Source organism: Qipengyuania sp. B-5, from assembly GCF_056857815.1.
Genome location: NZ_JBSXNU010000054.1, coordinates 62,375 through 79,087 on the forward strand (window position 1 = coordinate 62,375; position 16,713 = coordinate 79,087).

Annotated in this window: 7 protein-coding genes; 4 read left to right on the top strand and 3 right to left on the bottom strand. The window is 62.4% G+C overall.

Going from position 1 to position 16,713, the window contains the following annotated elements; all coding sequences use genetic code 11:
- Positions 1-16: 16 nt before the first annotated feature.
- From AC13CE_RS13925 to AC13CE_RS13935, 3 genes are read right to left on the bottom strand one after another with little or no spacing between them, the layout of a single operon-like run.
- Positions 17-1,420, bottom strand: a complete 1,404-nt coding sequence (locus tag AC13CE_RS13925) for a TolC family protein (protein WP_221538384.1) — start codon at positions 1,418-1,420, stop codon at positions 17-19.
- A 15-nt stretch (positions 1,421-1,435) separates the two neighbouring features.
- Positions 1,436-2,146 carry an OmpA family protein gene (locus tag AC13CE_RS13930; RefSeq protein ID WP_482972731.1) on the bottom strand — a complete coding sequence of 237 codons (711 nt, stop codon included), beginning with the start codon at positions 2,144-2,146 and terminating at the stop codon, positions 1,436-1,438.
- A gap of 34 nt (positions 2,147-2,180) precedes the next feature.
- Positions 2,181-12,872 (bottom strand): DUF5801 repeats-in-toxin domain-containing protein, encoded by a 10,692-nt coding sequence (locus tag AC13CE_RS13935; RefSeq protein ID WP_482972732.1) that lies wholly within the window; start codon positions 12,870-12,872, stop codon positions 2,181-2,183.
- Positions 12,873-13,728: 856 nt separating this feature from the next.
- On the opposite strand from AC13CE_RS13935, the gene AC13CE_RS13940 reads away from it, so the two are divergent.
- The 4 genes from AC13CE_RS13940 to AC13CE_RS13955 all read left to right on the top strand — a co-directional run bounded on the left by AC13CE_RS13940 (position 13,729) and on the right by AC13CE_RS13955 (position 16,702).
- Positions 13,729-13,902 carry a Flp family type IVb pilin gene (locus tag AC13CE_RS13940; protein ID WP_482972733.1) on the top strand — a complete coding sequence of 58 codons (174 nt, stop codon included), beginning with the start codon at positions 13,729-13,731 and terminating at the stop codon, positions 13,900-13,902.
- Positions 13,903-14,024: 122 nt separating this feature from the next.
- Entirely contained in the window at positions 14,025-14,954 is a 930-nt protein-coding gene (cpaB, locus tag AC13CE_RS13945) for a Flp pilus assembly protein CpaB (protein ID WP_482972734.1), read from the top strand.
- Between the two features lies 1 nt (position 14,955).
- Positions 14,956-16,416 (top strand): type II and III secretion system protein family protein, encoded by a 1,461-nt coding sequence (locus AC13CE_RS13950; RefSeq protein WP_482972735.1) that lies wholly within the window; start codon positions 14,956-14,958, stop codon positions 16,414-16,416.
- On the top strand, positions 16,406-16,702 hold the full coding sequence (locus AC13CE_RS13955; protein WP_482972736.1) for a hypothetical protein: 297 nt from the start codon (positions 16,406-16,408) through the stop codon (positions 16,700-16,702). Before AC13CE_RS13950 ends, AC13CE_RS13955 begins: the two co-directional genes overlap by 11 nt.
- The last annotated feature ends 11 nt before the right edge of the window (positions 16,703-16,713 follow it).

Below are 16,713 nucleotides of genomic sequence, written 5' to 3' on the forward strand. Positions count from 1 at the left end.
GGCCCTTTGTGTTGCGTCAATCTCCGGCGACGCGCCGCTGCAGTTCGGCATCGGCTGACGGTCCATAGTTGAACCGTTCGCGTTCCTGCTCGCCTGCCCCGGCCCCCGGAGCGATGCTCAGCGCATCGAGGAACTGGTTTGTAGCAGCAAGCGTCTGGTACTGCGCGAACAATTGGGAGAACCGTGCCGTTTCGAGACGGACCTGCGTATTGAAGCGCGTATTCTGCGCATCGAGCACGTCCAGCAGCGAACGGCGACCGATGTTGAACTGGCTGCGATAGCTCAGCAGGAGATCGTCGCTGACCTGGCTCTGGCGGTCGAGCTGCTGCACCACGCGGCGCTGCGTATCGAGCTGTTGCCATGCCAGACGCACGTCTTCTTCGGCAGCACGCTGGCGATCATGCAGCGCATAACGGGCGAGGCTAGCCTGGCGAATGTTCTCCTGCAGCTTGGCCCGGTTGATGCCGCCGTCGAACACATCCCAGCGCAGCACCACGCGGGCCTGCAGATCGGTGGTTTCTCCGGCGAAACCGTCGATGTCCTCGCCGGTGCGGCCGCTCGCCTCGATGCCGATCGTCGGCCAGAGGTCGCCCTCGGCGGAATCGACCAGAGCATTGGCGGCATCGACATCGGCTTCCGCTTCACGCACCAGCGGGTTGTTCAGTCGAGCCAGTCCTATTGCCGTCGGCAGATCGGAGGGCATAGCGCTCGAAAGGTCCGGCGGAACGGTACCGACATTGATGTCCATGCCGGTCAGGCGGCGTAGCGAGATATAGGCATTCTGGAGCTCCAGATCCGCCTCCTCGGTGCGCACCAGCGCCGATTGCAGCCGCTCTTCGGCCTGCTGACGATCGGCGACAGAGATCGAACCTTCGTCCACCCCGGTCGACAGGTCGGAAACGAGCGTCTGGTGGAACGCCGCATTGTCACGCGCCGCGGCGGCAACGCGTTCCTGAAGGAGCACGTCGAGATACTGGCGGGCAACCTGCAGGGCGATGAACTCCGAACGTTCGACCACGCGCAGCGATGCGCCATCGACGCGGGCCGCCTGGCGGAGCAGCTCGCCACGGCGCCGACCGAAGTCGAACACCGTCCATTCGGCGTTGATCCCTGCTTCCAGCGGATAGAGTTCGTTGTTCGCAATGCCCAGCGAGCGGCGGGTGTTGTTTTCCAGCCGCCTAATGCCGGCGCTTGCCTCTATGCCGACGCGGGGCAGGTAAAGCCCTTGCGCCTGCTTGCGTTCGAACTCGATCGCTTCCTTGTTGTACTGTGCCTGCAGGATTTCCGGATTCGACTGCATGGCGATCGCAATCGCGTCCTGCATCGATACAGTGTCCGCAGACGTGGTCTGCGCCATGGCTGCCGGAGCCGATCCTGCAAGCAGGAGCGCCGCGGCAGTGGCCAGGGTTGTCTTGCGCATTTTTCGTCCCCTCACTTACTGGTTGACCAGGATTTCGACGCGGCGGTTCTGCAATTCGCGCACCCCGTCGGCGGTCGGCACGCGGGGGTTTTCCTCACCCTCGGCGCGCGTGGAAATTGCGGCATCGGCGATTCCGCGGCCGACCATAAGGCTCTCGATGGCTTCGGCGCGGCGTTCCGACAGGCCCTGATTGTAGGCGTTGCTGCCCGACCTATCCGTGTGACCGACGACGGTGAAGCGGGTCCAGTTGCAGACCGGCGCATTCTCGACCACGTATTCGACCGTTTCCACCGCGTCCTGCTGCGGCGTGGCGGAATCGAATTCGAAGAAGATGAGGCCCGGTGCCTGCGCGGTGCAGACTTCCGGACGCGCAGCCGGTGCCTGCGGTGCGGGGGTGGCAACCCGCGCCTGCAGCGTGCGGTTCATCATGTCGTAGGCCATGCCGCACTTCGACAGGCTGACCTCGTCCTTGGTGCTGGACTTGAGGAAGCCGAGCGCGATGCCGCACTGCGCCTTCGCCTCGCTGGCCCAGATGTAACGCGGATCGTTCGCATTCACGATTCCAGGATCGTTGGTGAGCGCGAGTGCGGCATCGTACCGCATCTGCACGGCGCTGCGCAACTCGCTGCCGTCCAGGCTCATAAGGTCATCCTGCGCGAAGACCGCAGAGGGGGTCATCCCCACTGCGGCTCCGGCAAGCGCGAAAATCGCGGTTGTCTTTCTCATTGCAATGCCCCTTGTTTCAAACTTCTCATTGCGATCATGCCGCAGCCGCTGCCAATGCGGCCGCTTCGTCGTTCTGGTCCTGCGGCATCATGCCCATGGCATGGAGCGCCACATCGTTTCCGATCATGCTGTCGAGCAGCCCTTCCGGCGGCGCTACCGCTACTGCCGGACCATCGTTGGCTGCGAAGTGATCGACGATGGCATCGACTGCGGCTTCCGCCGCGATGTCGGCCACAGCCTCGCCCAGAGCCTTTCCGGCTTCCGCCGCAGTGCCGGCTTCCGCCAGCTTGGCAGGGGCTTCGAGCATAAGCAGCGCTTCCATCCCGCTTGCCGCGTCACCCCCGGCAAAGCCTTCGAACACGCTCGGGCCACCCACCAGTTGCGGTCCGGCATCCATGCTCTGGGTGAAGTCCACGCTTTCGTCTTGCAGGTTGCCGGCTAGGTCGGCCTGCGGTGCCTTGAAAGCACTTTGCCCTTCGAGGATGTTTGCCATCGCCGGTTCGCTTGAGACGGCCTGATCCGTCGGGCCCAGGCTATCGAAGCTCAACGCCTCGGCTTCCGGCAGTTCCGGTGCACGGATATCCGCAATCGGAGCAAACTCGAAATCAACCATATCGCGATGCGCGGAAGCGGGATCGCCGAAGGTCTGGTCGAATTGCGCCTGCATTTCCGGCATGAAGAAACCGGAGGCCATAGCCGCGACCGTCGCCATTTCCATCGGCCGCATAGCCGTACGCGGATCGGTCGAAGTCTTGGCTGTCGGCGACACGGCAAAGGCCGCGTCTGCGAAAATGCCCGTGGAGCCGTCAGCGTAGGTAAATTCTCCCTCGCCATGGACCAGCACATCGCCGTCGAACACTGTATAGGCATCGCCATCGGACACGAGGGCAATCGACGAGATGCCCGCTTCGGTCAGCGTGGAGAATTCGCCGTCATCCGCCACACCGTTGGAATTGGTATCCTGCCACACGCCGAACGAGGCGAAATCCGCATCCTTCGCGTCCAGAACTCCATCCCGGTTAGTGTCATATTTCGCAGCGAGCCCCTCGAGGTCGGTCAGGCCATTGCCGCCAAACACGATTTCGGTGCCGTTGTCAGCCGCTCCATTGCCATTGGCATCATGAACCAGCAGGCCATCATCCGGCGCGACCCAGGCCGTGGTTACCAGACCGCCGCCATAGTCGTATGCGACCCCCGCATCCGAGCCGAGGAACTCAACCCCGTCGCCATCTAGGTCGAGCACGATGGGTGGAGCCGTCGGCTCTGCCGTGATCGCAAGTTCGCCCGACTCTACTGTATCGCCGTCACCGTCGACAACGGAGATCGGCACGGAGAAATCGACCGGATCATTGGTGATGGCAGTGGCCCCGAAATCACCGATCTTGAAGGTATTTCCGGAGACATAGGCCCATTCGACGCTGTTATAGCCATCGTCGGTATATGCAGCGACCACCGTATCGGCGCGGACGCCGGCGATATCAACCGTCCCGTCCACGTTGAACGTTACGGTGAAGACACTGCCACCTACATTGTAGGCACCATCGGTCGTAATGAGCGAGTTGCCACCATTGTAGCTTATCGCAACGCTGGTGATGGTGTCGGGAGTACCGTCACCAACATCCTTCACGGTTCCGCTGTCAGCATCGTCGAACGCGGAAACCTTGATGGCTGTCGTGCTGTTGATCGAAGTGAACCTGGCCGAACCGCCGTTGATGGTGTAATGTCCATCGAAGGTCTGGGTATCGTCGCCGCCATAGAAGTCGCCACCCGGTACCGGACTGCCATCGAGGTCGATCACGTAGTCGACTCGCATCGCCTCACCCGGACCGACCGAATTGCCGCCAGCGATGCCACCTTCATTGGCGTTGGTGTTCACCGTATCCCCGCCAACCGGCGTGAGCAGGAGATCCTGGCTGTCATTGTCGCCTGGCTGGGTAAAGCCGGCCCACGACCCATTGCCGCCGACGAAATTGTATCCGCCGTCGTTGAAATCGATGGTGCTCGTTGAATCGAGCGACCCGTACATCGTCACGACATATTGATCGTCGCTGCCCACCGGCTGCAACTCGATCGTGAAGACGACGCTGTCATCGCTCGACTTGGTCGCAGTAAGGACCGTACCGTCCGGCGAGATCGAGTATTCGAGCGATGCCAGCCCCGATGTCAGGCCCTGGGACTCGAGCGCCGTGATCGTGGCGTCGGTGAAGATCACCTCACCGCCATCGGCCCCCATATTGTCGTCCACGTCGTTGTCGGTGTCGAGATAGGCGCTGGCACTCGCCCCGCCCCCATTCGTTACGTCGAGCGAGTAGGCCACCACCGGAGTCGGCACATCGTCGGAGACCGAGACGGAGACCGAGGATGTCGCCGTGTCGCCATCTATATCGGTTGCCACCACATCCACCGAGCCGAGCGCGAAGGTGTCGTCCGCGGTGAAGATCGGGTGGCTGCCATAATTGTTCGACAACGTCGCCGTCACCGTCGCCGTGTCGCCCGTTCGCGTCAGCTCAAGCGTAACTACCAGCGTGCCGCCATCGGAGCCGGTGATCGTGTCATCGTCCACCCGCACCCACGTCAGGCTCGCATCGAGCCCTGTCAGGTCGGTGCCGAAGGCAATCGTGTCGATCGCATCCGATCCGGCAGTAAAGACGATGTCGTCACTGTCGGTTACCGGAGGGGCCGGGTTCGTTCCGTCGGCCAAGTTCTCATCATCGACCAGCAAGCTGATCGAAGGACCTGCGATCGGACCCGCACCGTCGGTGATGTCGATCGGTTGCGTGGCGGTATCGAAATCGCCGTCGCCATCGGTCAGCGTGTAGCTGAATGAGGCATCGATATCGCCGCCCGTATGATCGAGGCCCGGGTTAGGATCGAAGGTCCAGTTGCCATCCATGTCGATCGTGTAGGTGCCGTTGGCGGTCATCAGCGTCGCGTCCGAACCGTCCTGCGGCACGGCAACGGTCTCCACGCCCACCGTGATCGCGGTTACCGTCGCCCCGTCCGCGCCTTCGGTGTCGTTCGACAGCACATTGCCGCCGATCGTGCCGACCGCATCTTCGGCGACCGTCTCTCCGCTTTCGTCGACTGCGTCGGGGCCGTCATCGAAGAAGGAGATCGCAGTTCCTACACCCGCGCTCTGCGAGACGCTGTCGCCATCGCCATCGGTCAGGGTGACCGTGGCATCGACCAGCCCAGCAAGGTTGAGCACATCGTTGTATTCGCCTGCCGAATTGTCGCCATCGACCGTGTGTTCGAGGGCTACGTTCTGGACCAGCGTTACCGTGCCATCCGCATTGATAGTCACGGTGAAGGCAGTCAGATCGCTTATGCCATCGTTATAGACACCCGAGATGACGTTCGGCGTGAGCGGATCCTGCACCAGTGTGATGGCATGATCGCCTTGCGCGGTGGCGAGCGCGGTCGACCCATCGCCGACAATGTCGAGCGTGTAGGAAACAGAACCGGTCGTTGCCGGACCATCGACGCCGAAATCGCCACTATAGGCGATGATCGCGGCGGCGCTGGTATCCTCGATTGGGAAGCCGGCGGGGCTGCCCGCATCGGTTTCGTCGACGTCGACCGAGCCATTTGCGGACACGCTGCTGATGGTCGGGCCGTCGTCCTCGAAAGCAATGGCAGTGGTGATGTCGATTGCGGCCGATTGGTCGGTGTCCCCGTCGCCGTCCTGCGCAGTTACCACGGCGCTGAGCGAACCGGTCGCCAGCGTTTCGGGCGTCAGCTCTTCGTCGGGATCGCTGGGATCGTCATGCTGGACCGAGAGGTACTGTTCGACGGAGATTTCGCCGGTATCGACGTCGATCGAGACCGCGAAGGCCGCCGTGGTGGTGCCGTCCACGACACCGACGACGACCGTATCGCTCACCGCGACGAGAGTGATCGCGGTGCCATCGGTCGTGCTGAGGCCGGAGACGCCACCATTGCCCACTACGAGGCTGTAGCTCAATCCGCCGCCGTTGACGTCCTGGTCGTTTCCGAAGTCGGCGGTCACGTCGAGGACGTTCACGCCCGAGCTTGCGCCGACCAGCGTCGGCGAACCGGTGACGTCTGCGTCGTTCCCCTGCGTATAGGTCGCGCCGAGGTCGATCGCGCCTGCAGCTGCAGTAAGATCGGTCTCGTCGAGCACGACCATCGCACCGGCACTGAGCGTTGCGCTCACGCTGGGCCCATCGTCGAGGATCTGGAATGCGCCGCCGATATTGGCAGTCGCCTGCGCGGTGTCGCCGTCGCCATCGGTTACCGTGGCGGTCAGCGTGATCAGGTCCGCAGCCCAGGCGGGGACCGGTTCGGAATCATTGTGATCGTTGGTGTCGCCATGAACGACCGCACGCTGCTGATCGAAGGTAACAGTGCCGTTCGCATCCACAGAGATAACGAACACAGTGTCTCCATTGCCGTTCTGGCCTTCGATCGTGCCGTTCACCTCGACGAGCGTGACGTCTGTATTGGTCAGGGTGTCGATCAGGCCGGTCGCCGTGCCAGAGAAGCCGAGCGTATAATCGCTCACATCACCCGGGCCGTCAGCATTGTAGTCGGGTACGAAGAGCGTCGAAAAATCGGCCGTCGCATCGGTACTGAAATCGTCGTCGTCGACCGTCAGGCTGTCTGCCGTGGGCGAGTCCGCGGCAAGCGTCGGGACATCGTCCGAGACGTTCACGGCGACCGAACCGGTTGCGGTGTCGCCATCGATATCGGTCGCAATCACATCGACCGAGCCGAGCGCATCGAGTTCGTCGCCCTGGCTGGAGTGGCCGAGATAATTGTCGTTGAGCGTTGCAGTGACGGTGGCATCGTCACCGACTACATTGAGCGTCAGCGTGACGACGAGGCGGCCGCCATCCGAACCGGTGATGGTGAAATCGTCCACCCGCGTCCAAGTAAGGCCGCCGTCGAGACCCGAAGTATCGCCGAAGACGATGCTGTCGAACGGATCCGATCCGGGGACGAAACTGATCGTGTCGGAATCCGAGTCCGGGCCGGCCGGCGTGCTGCCATCGGCAAGATTCTGGTCGTCGACAGTCAGGCTCACCGCTTCGGGATCGTTCGGACCATTTCCGTCGAGGATGCGGATCGGCTGGGTGGCGGTGTCGGTATCGCCGTCACCGTCGGTCAGTGTGTAGCTGAAGTCGGCATCGATCGGCCCGAGGCTCTGGTCGAGGCCCGGGTTCGGATCGAAGGTCCAGTTGCCGTCCATGTCGATCGTGTAGGTGCCGTTGGCGGTCATCAGCGTCGCGTCCGACCCGTCCTGCGGTACGGCAACGGTCTGCGCGCCCGCCGTGATCGCGGTGACGGTGGCTCCATCCGCACCTTCGGTGTCGGGCGTGCCGTCGGTCATGACATTGCCGGAAATATCGGCAGCGTCCTCGGCGACATCAATCACCGTCTGGTCGGTGGCGGTCGGAACGTCGTCCACGATATCGACGTTGATCGTCCCGCTGCCGATCAGATTGTTGAACTCGTCATAGACTTCGTATCCGAAGCTTTCCTGGCCGGTGACGGTATTGGCGCCGTTGTCGCCGCCCTGGTCGGGCATGATGCTGTCGCCATCAACGTTCGTATTGAGCGTATAGGTATATTCGCCCGTCACGCTGTCGAGGGTGAGAGTACCGTAGCTGCCGCCCGCCGGATCGGTCAGCACATAGGTGAAGGTGCCTGTCGCATTGGTGACGGTGATCTGGCCGTCGGCGTCGATCTCGCTGTCGCTCGTCGCATCGCTGCCCGTGGGAAGACCCGCTTCGTAGACGATCGCCTCATTGTCTTCGACCGTGCCTGCAACATTGGCGATATCGATATCGAGCGTCGCTTCGGCGATGTCTCCGTCGGCATCGACGATCTGATAGGTGAAGCTGTCCGTGACATCCGCATTGGTGGCGTTGGCGAAGCTTTTGTAGCTGTAGCTGCCATCGGCATTTACAGTCAGTTCGCCGTAGGTCCCCGTAACCACGAAGGGTGCGCCATTGTCGCTGCCGCCGGTGCCCGAAACCGCCAGGATGGTCAGCGTTCCGTCGGCACCGTTCGCATCCACGCCAAAGCCGTCGTCATCGGTCAGGATGTTGCCGGTGACCGTGGCACCTTCCATGACCGAATTGGTATTGTCGGTCGCGGTGGGTGCATCGTCGTCGAAGGTGATGTCGAGCGTGGCGTCGGCAGTTTCGCCTTCGCTGTCGGTGACAGTGAAGCCGATACTGGCCAGCGCATCGTTTTCGTCATTGCCGGCAGTGTGTAACACGTTCTGCAGCAGGGTGACGGTGTAATCGCCGGTCGCCGCATCGGTGATTTCCACCGTGAAAATGTCGCCGCGGTCGCTCGATGCTGTAAGCGTGTTGCCGCTGACCGAATAGGTGACTATTTCGCTGCCCAGCATCACGCTGGAACCGTGGAGGCCGGCATCGAAGGTGATGGTCGCCGGGCCGTCGTTGCCGACGTCGAAGGTCAACGTGCCGGTGAAGCTCGCCTCGCTGGTATCGGCAGGATCGTCACCCGCATTGGCGTCCAGATCGCCGGTGGTGGAGTCCGGATTGCCGCCGGGCAGGCCGTCATCGTCCACTGCCGCGGCAACCGTGCCGCCGCTCGGCTCGCTGTCCGGCTGGAGATTGACTGTCACAGTGGCGGTCGAGCTGTCGCCGTCCTGATCGGTAATGGTGTAGGTGAAGCTGTCGGTCAGCTGGCCGTTGCTGCCTGCGCCCGGAGCCGGGGTATAGGTGAACAGGCCGGTCGCCGGATCGTAGGTCGCGGTTCCCTGTGTGCCCTGCGAACTTACGACGACGCTGACGCCATCTGCAGTGAGGACACCGTCTGCGCCGAACACGTCGTTGGCCAGCGCATCGATCACGATCGGCGCGTTCTCTGCACCCTGATTGGCGCTATCGTCCACCGCCGTCGGAACGTCGTCGACCACAGCAATGTCGAGCGAGGCGGTATCTTCGGACCCGTCGCTGTCGGTCGCAACGACTTCGAGGCTGTCGACCAGCTGGTCTTCGCCGTCCGCCATATGATCCAGCGTGTTGTCACTCAGTTCGTACTCATAGGAGACGGTGGCCGCGACCACGTCGCCATTGGCGTCGGTCGTGACAGTCACGCCGGTCACGTTCACCGTGCCATAGGCGCCGGGGATCGAGATCGGATAGCTTTCGCCGCCGCCCCAGACCTGGACGCCGCCCACGGTCAGCGTGTCAAGCCCGTCGGGGCTGTCGACCGTGAAGTCGCCACTGGGCGTCAGCGCCGCCGCGTCGGGCGAGGAGCCGTCCGCCAGATCGTCTTCGTCGACCGTCAGCTCGGGCGTCTCGAGGTCGAGGCCGCCCAACGTGACGATATCGTCATCGCCATTGATCGTGACCGTCAGCGTGGTGACACTGGTGTCGCCGTCACCGTCGGTAAGCGTATAGGTGAAGACCTCGGTCAGACTCTCGGTTGAATCGAGGCCCTGGACGAACTCGTTCGTATTATCGAGCGTGTAGGTATAGCTGCCATCGGCATTGAGGACGAGCGAGCCATAGGCGCCCGCAGTCGCCCCGCCGACCGCGCCTGGGCTGCCGCCGAAGGAAACATCGGTCACGCTCGCGCCGTCCGCACCGGTGGTATCGCCGCCATTGTCGCCATTAGCTTCGGCATCGGTGATGACATTGCCGTCCGCGGTCAGCGGGCCGTCCTCGGTCACGCTGTCGGTGTCCGCAACTGCCGTCGGAACATCGTCGATGATAGCGATGTCGAGATCACCCGAAGCCACGTCGCCATCCTGGTCGGTGACGATTACTTCGAAGCTGTCGAAAGTGTCGTCGCCATCGGTGTTCGTGGTCAGCTCGTAGGTGTAGCCGATCGAACCTTCCGCGATCGAGGTGATCGTCAGTATGCCGAAGCTGCCATTGATCGTCTGGCCGACCGCGGTCACGGTCTGGCCGCCGATGGTCACCGTCGCCGGGCCGTCGGGCGCGTCATAGGTGAAGGCGCCGCTCGTGAATTCGCTGTCGCTTGCCGCGTCGGAACCGGCGGGCAGGCCGGCCTCGTCGACCAGCGTGCCATCTCCGCCTGCAACCGGCAGGTCGATCACGACCGGGCTATCGGCAATCGCGATCACGAGATTGGCGGTGGCGGTATCGCCGTCGCCGTCGGTGATCGTGTAGGTGAAGCTGTCGCTGACACCGCCTTCGGTGCCCGGATTCCGGGTGTAGCTGTAGCTGCCGTCGGCCGCTATGGTCAGTGTGCCGTATTCGCCCTGGATGGTGTCGCCTGCCGAACCGGTGCCGTTCGCGCCGGTGTAGGAAGTGACGAGCGCGCCGTCCGCGCCTTCGACATCATTGGCCAGCACATTGCCGCCGACCGGGCCGTATTCACCCGCCGAGATGGCGTTCGCATCGTCCTCAGCCGAAGGATTGTCGTCGACGATGGAGACCACCAGCGTCGTTTGCGCCGTATCGCCGTCGCTGTCGGTAACGACCAGCGTGAAACTGTCGCTGTCCGGATCGACCAGCGTATTGTCGGTCAGTTCGTAGCTGTAGCTGTATGCGCCGTCGGTGACCGAAACCGTGAGCACGCCGCGTTCGGTCGTGACGGTGCCGCCGTCGGTTACGTCGACACCGTTAACGACCAGCGAGTCGATGCTGTCACCACCGGTCGCGATGGCGATGGAGCCACTGGCGAATTCGCCGTCGCTCGCCGCGTTGGAACCGGCCGGTTCGTCGCCCCGCGCACCCAGCGCTTCCTCGAAGACAGAGTCCTGCCCCTCGATAGCGATTTCGGGCGCGGAATCGGGCTGAAGCGTGATCGTAACCGTAGCGGTGGAGGTATCGCCGTCGCCATCGGTGATCGTGTAATCGAAGGTTACGGTGCCTTCCTCGCCCGCTCCCGGGGTATAGGTGAAGGTGCCGTCGCCATTGTAGGAGACGCTGCCGTCGCCGCTGAGCGTACCGTCGACCACCGCCACTCCGGTGGCCAGGTCCACGCCGTCCGCACCGGTAATATCGTTGTCGAGCGCATCGACGGTGATCGGGGCGTTCTCTTCGCCCTGCGCGCCCGTATCGTCGAAGGCTTCGGGCACGTCGTCGACGATGGTGATCACCAGATCGTCTTCGGCCACATCGCCATCGAGGTCGGTTATGACGATAGGAAAGTCGACCGTCGTGCCCTCGGGGTCACCGGTATTGTCGGTCAGTTCGTATTCGTAGGTGATCGTACCTTCGCCGGTCTCCGGGTCATAGGTATAGTCGATGACCGTCAGCGTGCCGGTATCGTCCGCGACGACGACCTGCGGCAGGTTTTCGGGATCGATTACGGTTCCGCCGATGGTCACCGAGCCTACGCCATCGGGCGATGTGAAGGTGATCGTGCCGGTCGCCGTTTCATCGTCGCCGTCGAAATCGGATCCGGCCGGTTCGTCGTCGCGGGTGCCGGTGGTGGGCGGCAGTTCGTCCTCGTCGACAACCGTCGCGTCCTCGCCTTCCGGAACTTCGGTAATGACCGTGGGCGCATTGCCGATATCGATCGTCAGCGTCGCGGTGCTGGTGCTGCCGTCGGCATCGGTGATGGTATAGGTGAACTCTTCGCTCACGCCGCCGGGCGTGTTGACGAAGCGCGTGTAGGAATAGCTGCCGTCGGCATTGAGCGTCAGCTCGCCATAGGTGCCGGTCAGCGTGTCGCCCGGTTCGGCAGAGCCGCCGTCATTGGCGAAGCCGGTTACCGCGCCGCTTGGCGCATAGCCGTCCGCGCCGGATTCGTCGTTGACCAGAACGCTGCCCGCAACCGGCCCGTAGGTCGCTGCTTCCACGCTATCCACATCGTCGCGCGCGATCGGCGCATCGTCGATGATGCGGATCTGCAGGTTCGCATCGGCGCGGTCGCCATCGGCATCGATCACACTCATCATGAACGAACCGTCCAGCTCGCCCCCGACCATATTGTCTTCGAGGGTGAAGCTGAAGCCGATGCGGCCGCTGGCGAGATCGATGCTGGTGATGGTCAGCGTGCCCTGATCGCCCTGGAAGGTCTGGCCGACCGAAGTGATTTCCACGCCATTGATCAGGACCGATCCCACGCCGTCGGGCGCGTTGAAGACGATGGTGCCGCTGGCGGTTTCAGAATTGGTTTCGCTGCGCGTGCCTTCGGGTTCGGGGGCGCCGTTCACCGTGCGGGCGGGCAGACCGTCTTCATCGACGGCGGCAATGGCGTTGACCACGCCCACCGGATTGTCCGGCGTTTCGATCACGACATCGGGATCGCGATCGACAAGCGCAGGGATAATCTCGCGCTCTTCAGGCTGCGGGAAGGCGAGTTCGGTATAGGGCAGCAGATCGCCCAGATCATAGGCGGCCTGGATATTGCCGGGATCGACTTCGAAATTGCCACCCGAGCTCTGCGGATCGCCGGCGGCGGGCTGCGGCTCGTTGCCGGTCAACAGCGCGGCGAGGTTGGCGGCGGGTACGGTGACGCCGTCGATCACGATCTGCGGGACGATGATCGCGCCTTCGGGGATGACGATGCGTGTGCCGTCTTCCAGCACGATCACGAGGTCGCGGCCCTGCGCGGTCATGTTGTCGAGGCTGGCACCTTCCGGCAGGACTACGACGCCATCGGCGTCGGGACGCAGTACGATATCGGCATTGCGCAGGTTCATCGCCTGCGCGGAATTGCCATGTATATCAGTGGCTTGGCTCTCGGAAGCGTTGTCGCTACTCTGGGCGTCGGCAAACTCGTTGCGCGTTTCGAAGCTGTCCATCTCGTCCGTCCTTCCTGTGCGGGCAGGAAAGGAAATTCCCCTCCTGTTGCGGACAGTTCACGGATTGTCGGGCCATCTGGCTTCGGAATCCCCACCGGCAAGTATTGCCCCCGCGGCAGGGAAGTCATCCGTACTGTCTCGCGGCCCCGACTTGTTCATTCGCATCCGGAGCGAATCGCCCGGATGATCGATGTGTCGTTGTTGCACTTGAAGTAACCCTTCTCGCACCATTCATGCAATGGAATTTACTTTCTTGAGACCGGTTGAGGGGTGAGAAATCGCTGGCCCGGGGCGGGGAAATCGCATTATTCCATTGATATTCGGAGATAATGCAATTGCGTCTTGGAATGGGACAGTCTTGCGTTCTACAGGGCGGATCGGGAGGGGGGGGGTTGGAGACTTTCCCCGTTTTTCAAAAGGTAATTATACGCGCGAAGGCGGTTGAAGTGTTCGACGGAGGGTGCGAATCAAGCGCTTCATTGATCCGCGAACACGCCGGAACGCGGCGGTAAACATGGGCGATTCACCAGGCAGCGCGATTCGCCACGCAAACCCGCCGGAATTAACCTCATTCGTTAAAATACGGCCAGACTAACCCATTGAGATTCAGAGATAGTCGATTTTAGTTGCATGAAAGTTGACCCCCGTCTACATTTGGAGGAACTTAAATGGGCTTCGAGAGGAGCCAGCGTGATAAGAACCGGCGCGAGCCGGTAACAAAAACAGGGTCGCGCCGGTTCCACACTTACCCCTCTCGAACATGGGTTATCCGGAAATAGATGCCGGGACCTTTGAACCATGCGGCGACGCGTCAATTGGGCGCCAGCCGTGAATTCACAACTTGGGGTAATACATCATGTTCAAGACTTTTCTTCGTGACGAATCCGGTGCCTCGGCTGCCGAATATGCTCTGATCCTCGCCGTCGTCGGTGGCATTATTGCGATTGCAGCAGTGACTCTTTCGAACGCAATCGGCACTGCGATGACCGAGACGGCCACCTGCATCAGCACGGACGGGGCCACCTGCTAATTACTTTTGTTCCGCCCCCCGCATTTAGATGCGGGGGGCGTTTTCTTACAATATTGAGTTTCATAGTGTGATATTTGTGCGTCGAAGCCGTTCGTCCGGCTTTGCTCTAGGGGGGCAATAAGATGCAGGGAAGAAACCTCATCATCTTGGGACTGGCTGTGCTGGTCGGGCTAGTCGCAGTCCTAGTGGCTAACTCCTATTTCTCTGGGATCCAGGAGCGTGAAGAACGCAAGGCCGAAGAACTGCAGATGGCGCGTATTGTCGTCGCCTCGCAGGAAATCGCTTTCGGCAATCCGCTTACCGACACCAATACGCGCCTCGTGAACTGGCCTGCCAGCTCGGTTCCACAGGGCGCCTTCACCAGTTTGCAGGAGGCGGCCAACGGCCGCGTGGCGCTGCGCCCGATCACCCCGGGCGAACCGATCCTGGCCAGTAAGGTCAGCGGCACCGGTGGCCGCGCCACGCTGGCAGCGAACCTCCCCGAAAATATGCGCGCAGTTGCCATTCCGGTGAACAATGTTGCCGGTGTGGGCGGATTCGTCCGGCCCGGTGATGTCGTGGACGTGCTGCTGACCCGCCAAATTCCCGGCGAAGGTGCGCAGACCACCGACAAGATGACCACCGTGGTCCTCGAGAACGTGCTCGTGTTGGGCACCGACCAAGTGGCGGACGAAAAAAGCACCGAGCCCGCCGTAGCCCAGACAGCGACGCTGCAAACCGATCTGTTCGGCGCGCAGAAGCTAGCGCTGGCGCGCGAAGTGGGCACCTTCACCCTGGCGCTGCGCAATGTCGAAAACCAGGAAGTCGGCGCGACCGAAACGGTCGTGCTCTCCGATCTCGGCGGGGCAGGCTATCGCATCTACGGCCGTGGCAACAGCGGCGGCAGCGATGCCGGTAGCCGCGATACGCAGCCGGTGATCAATATCACCCCCGCCATGCTGGGCGGCAGCACGCAGGCCACGCGCACTGCGAGTGCACCGAGCCGCCCGCGGGGACCGACGATGGCTATCATCCGCGGCACCGAAAGTGAATCCTATGAAGTGGAGCGTTAAGATGGCTCGCCTGAAGAAGCCTCTCGCCGCGATCGCGCTGGCACTGGCCGGAACCGCACTGGCCCCCGGCGCCGCCACGGCGCAGGTTTATGGCCAGGGCGGCGCGAACATCCATGCCGGTACGGTGGATATCGCGGTCAACAAGAGCCAGGTGCTGACCGCCGATACGGCGATCGACCGCGCGATGATCGGGAACGAGGAAATCGCCGATATCCTGCCCGTATCCAGCAATTCGATCTATGTGCTGGGCAAGGCCGTGGGCACGACATCGCTGACGCTGTATGATCGCAGCAACCGCGTGATCGCGGTGATGGATATCTCCGTCGGCCCCGATGTGGCGGGTCTGCGCGAACAGATGGGCCAGCTGGTCCCCGGCCAGCCGGTGGACATGCGCGTATCCAACGGTGCCATCGTGCTTTCCGGAACGGTCAGCGATGCCGGTGTGGCGGATCGTGCGATCCAGCTTGCCCGCGCCTATGCTCCGGAAGACAAGATCGTGAACATGATGACGCTGGGCGGCAGCCAGCAGGTGATGCTGGAAGTGCGCTTTGCCGAGGTTTCGCGCAGCATTGGCAAGGACCTTGGGGTCAGCAGTTTCATCACGGGCGGTCGCCTTGCCGGAGCTACTGGCAACGGCGCAAGACTTCCCAGTGGCCCCTATTCCCTCGGAGACGGCGCCAATCCCTTCCAAATTGATCCGATAACCGGCGGTTTCGGTATTCTCGGGCGAGCATTCAGCGATGTTCTGGGAGTGGATGTCGACTTATTTATCGATGCGCTGGAAGAAAAGGGCCTTGCCAAGACGCTGGCCGAACCGACGCTGATCGCGCTTTCGGGTGAAACCGCCAGCTTCCTTGCGGGCGGCGAATTCCCCATCCCTGTGGTCCAGAGCGGCGGCGGCGGCGGGCAGGACGGCAACAATTCCATTACCGTCGAATTCAAACCTTTCGGCGTCAGCCTGGGCTTCACGCCCACGGTGCTATCCGACAAGGTCATAAACCTGGTGGTGCAGCCAGAGGTTTCCTCCATCGACCAGTCCGCATCGATCAATATCGGTGGATTGCAGATCCCCGGCCTCCAGACCCGGCGCGCCAGCACCGTGCTGGAACTGCGCGACGGGGAAAGCTTTGCCATCGCCGGCCTGTTGCAGCGCGATTTCACGACCACGGTCAACCAGGTGCCGCTGTTGGGGTCTATCCCGATCATCGGATCGCTGTTCCGTTCCTCCTCCTTCCAGAAGGGCGAAACCGAATTGCTGATCGTGGTGACGCCGCGGCTGGTGGCGCCGATCAAGCCCGAACAGGTGCGCCTGCCGACCGACCGGATCTACGATCCTAGCGAGGCCGACGTGCTGCTGCTGGACGGCGAAGGGTACAAGCCCCGCCCGCTGGAGCCGATCACCGGCGAATTGCCCGCGGATGGCGAAACGGCGGCTGCCGAAGGAGACGGTTATGAATATTGACGCAAAGCGCATCCTGCCAATCGCGGGCGCAGCATTGGCCCTTGCGGCCTGCACCAATAATGATGGCCGGCTGGACCTGACGCAGGGCGATCCGACCTGGGGCGATGCCAACCGCGCGACCATGGCCGCGCAGGTGGTGGACCCTTCCCCCGAGTATGACACGCCGATCCCGCCAACTTCGGCCACCAACGCGGTGCGGGCAATCGACGCTTATCGTGAGGGCAATGTCGAGGAAGTCGAGACCATCAGCACCACAGAGTCGATCTCCGAAGGCGGACCGAACTAAGGCGAAGGTAT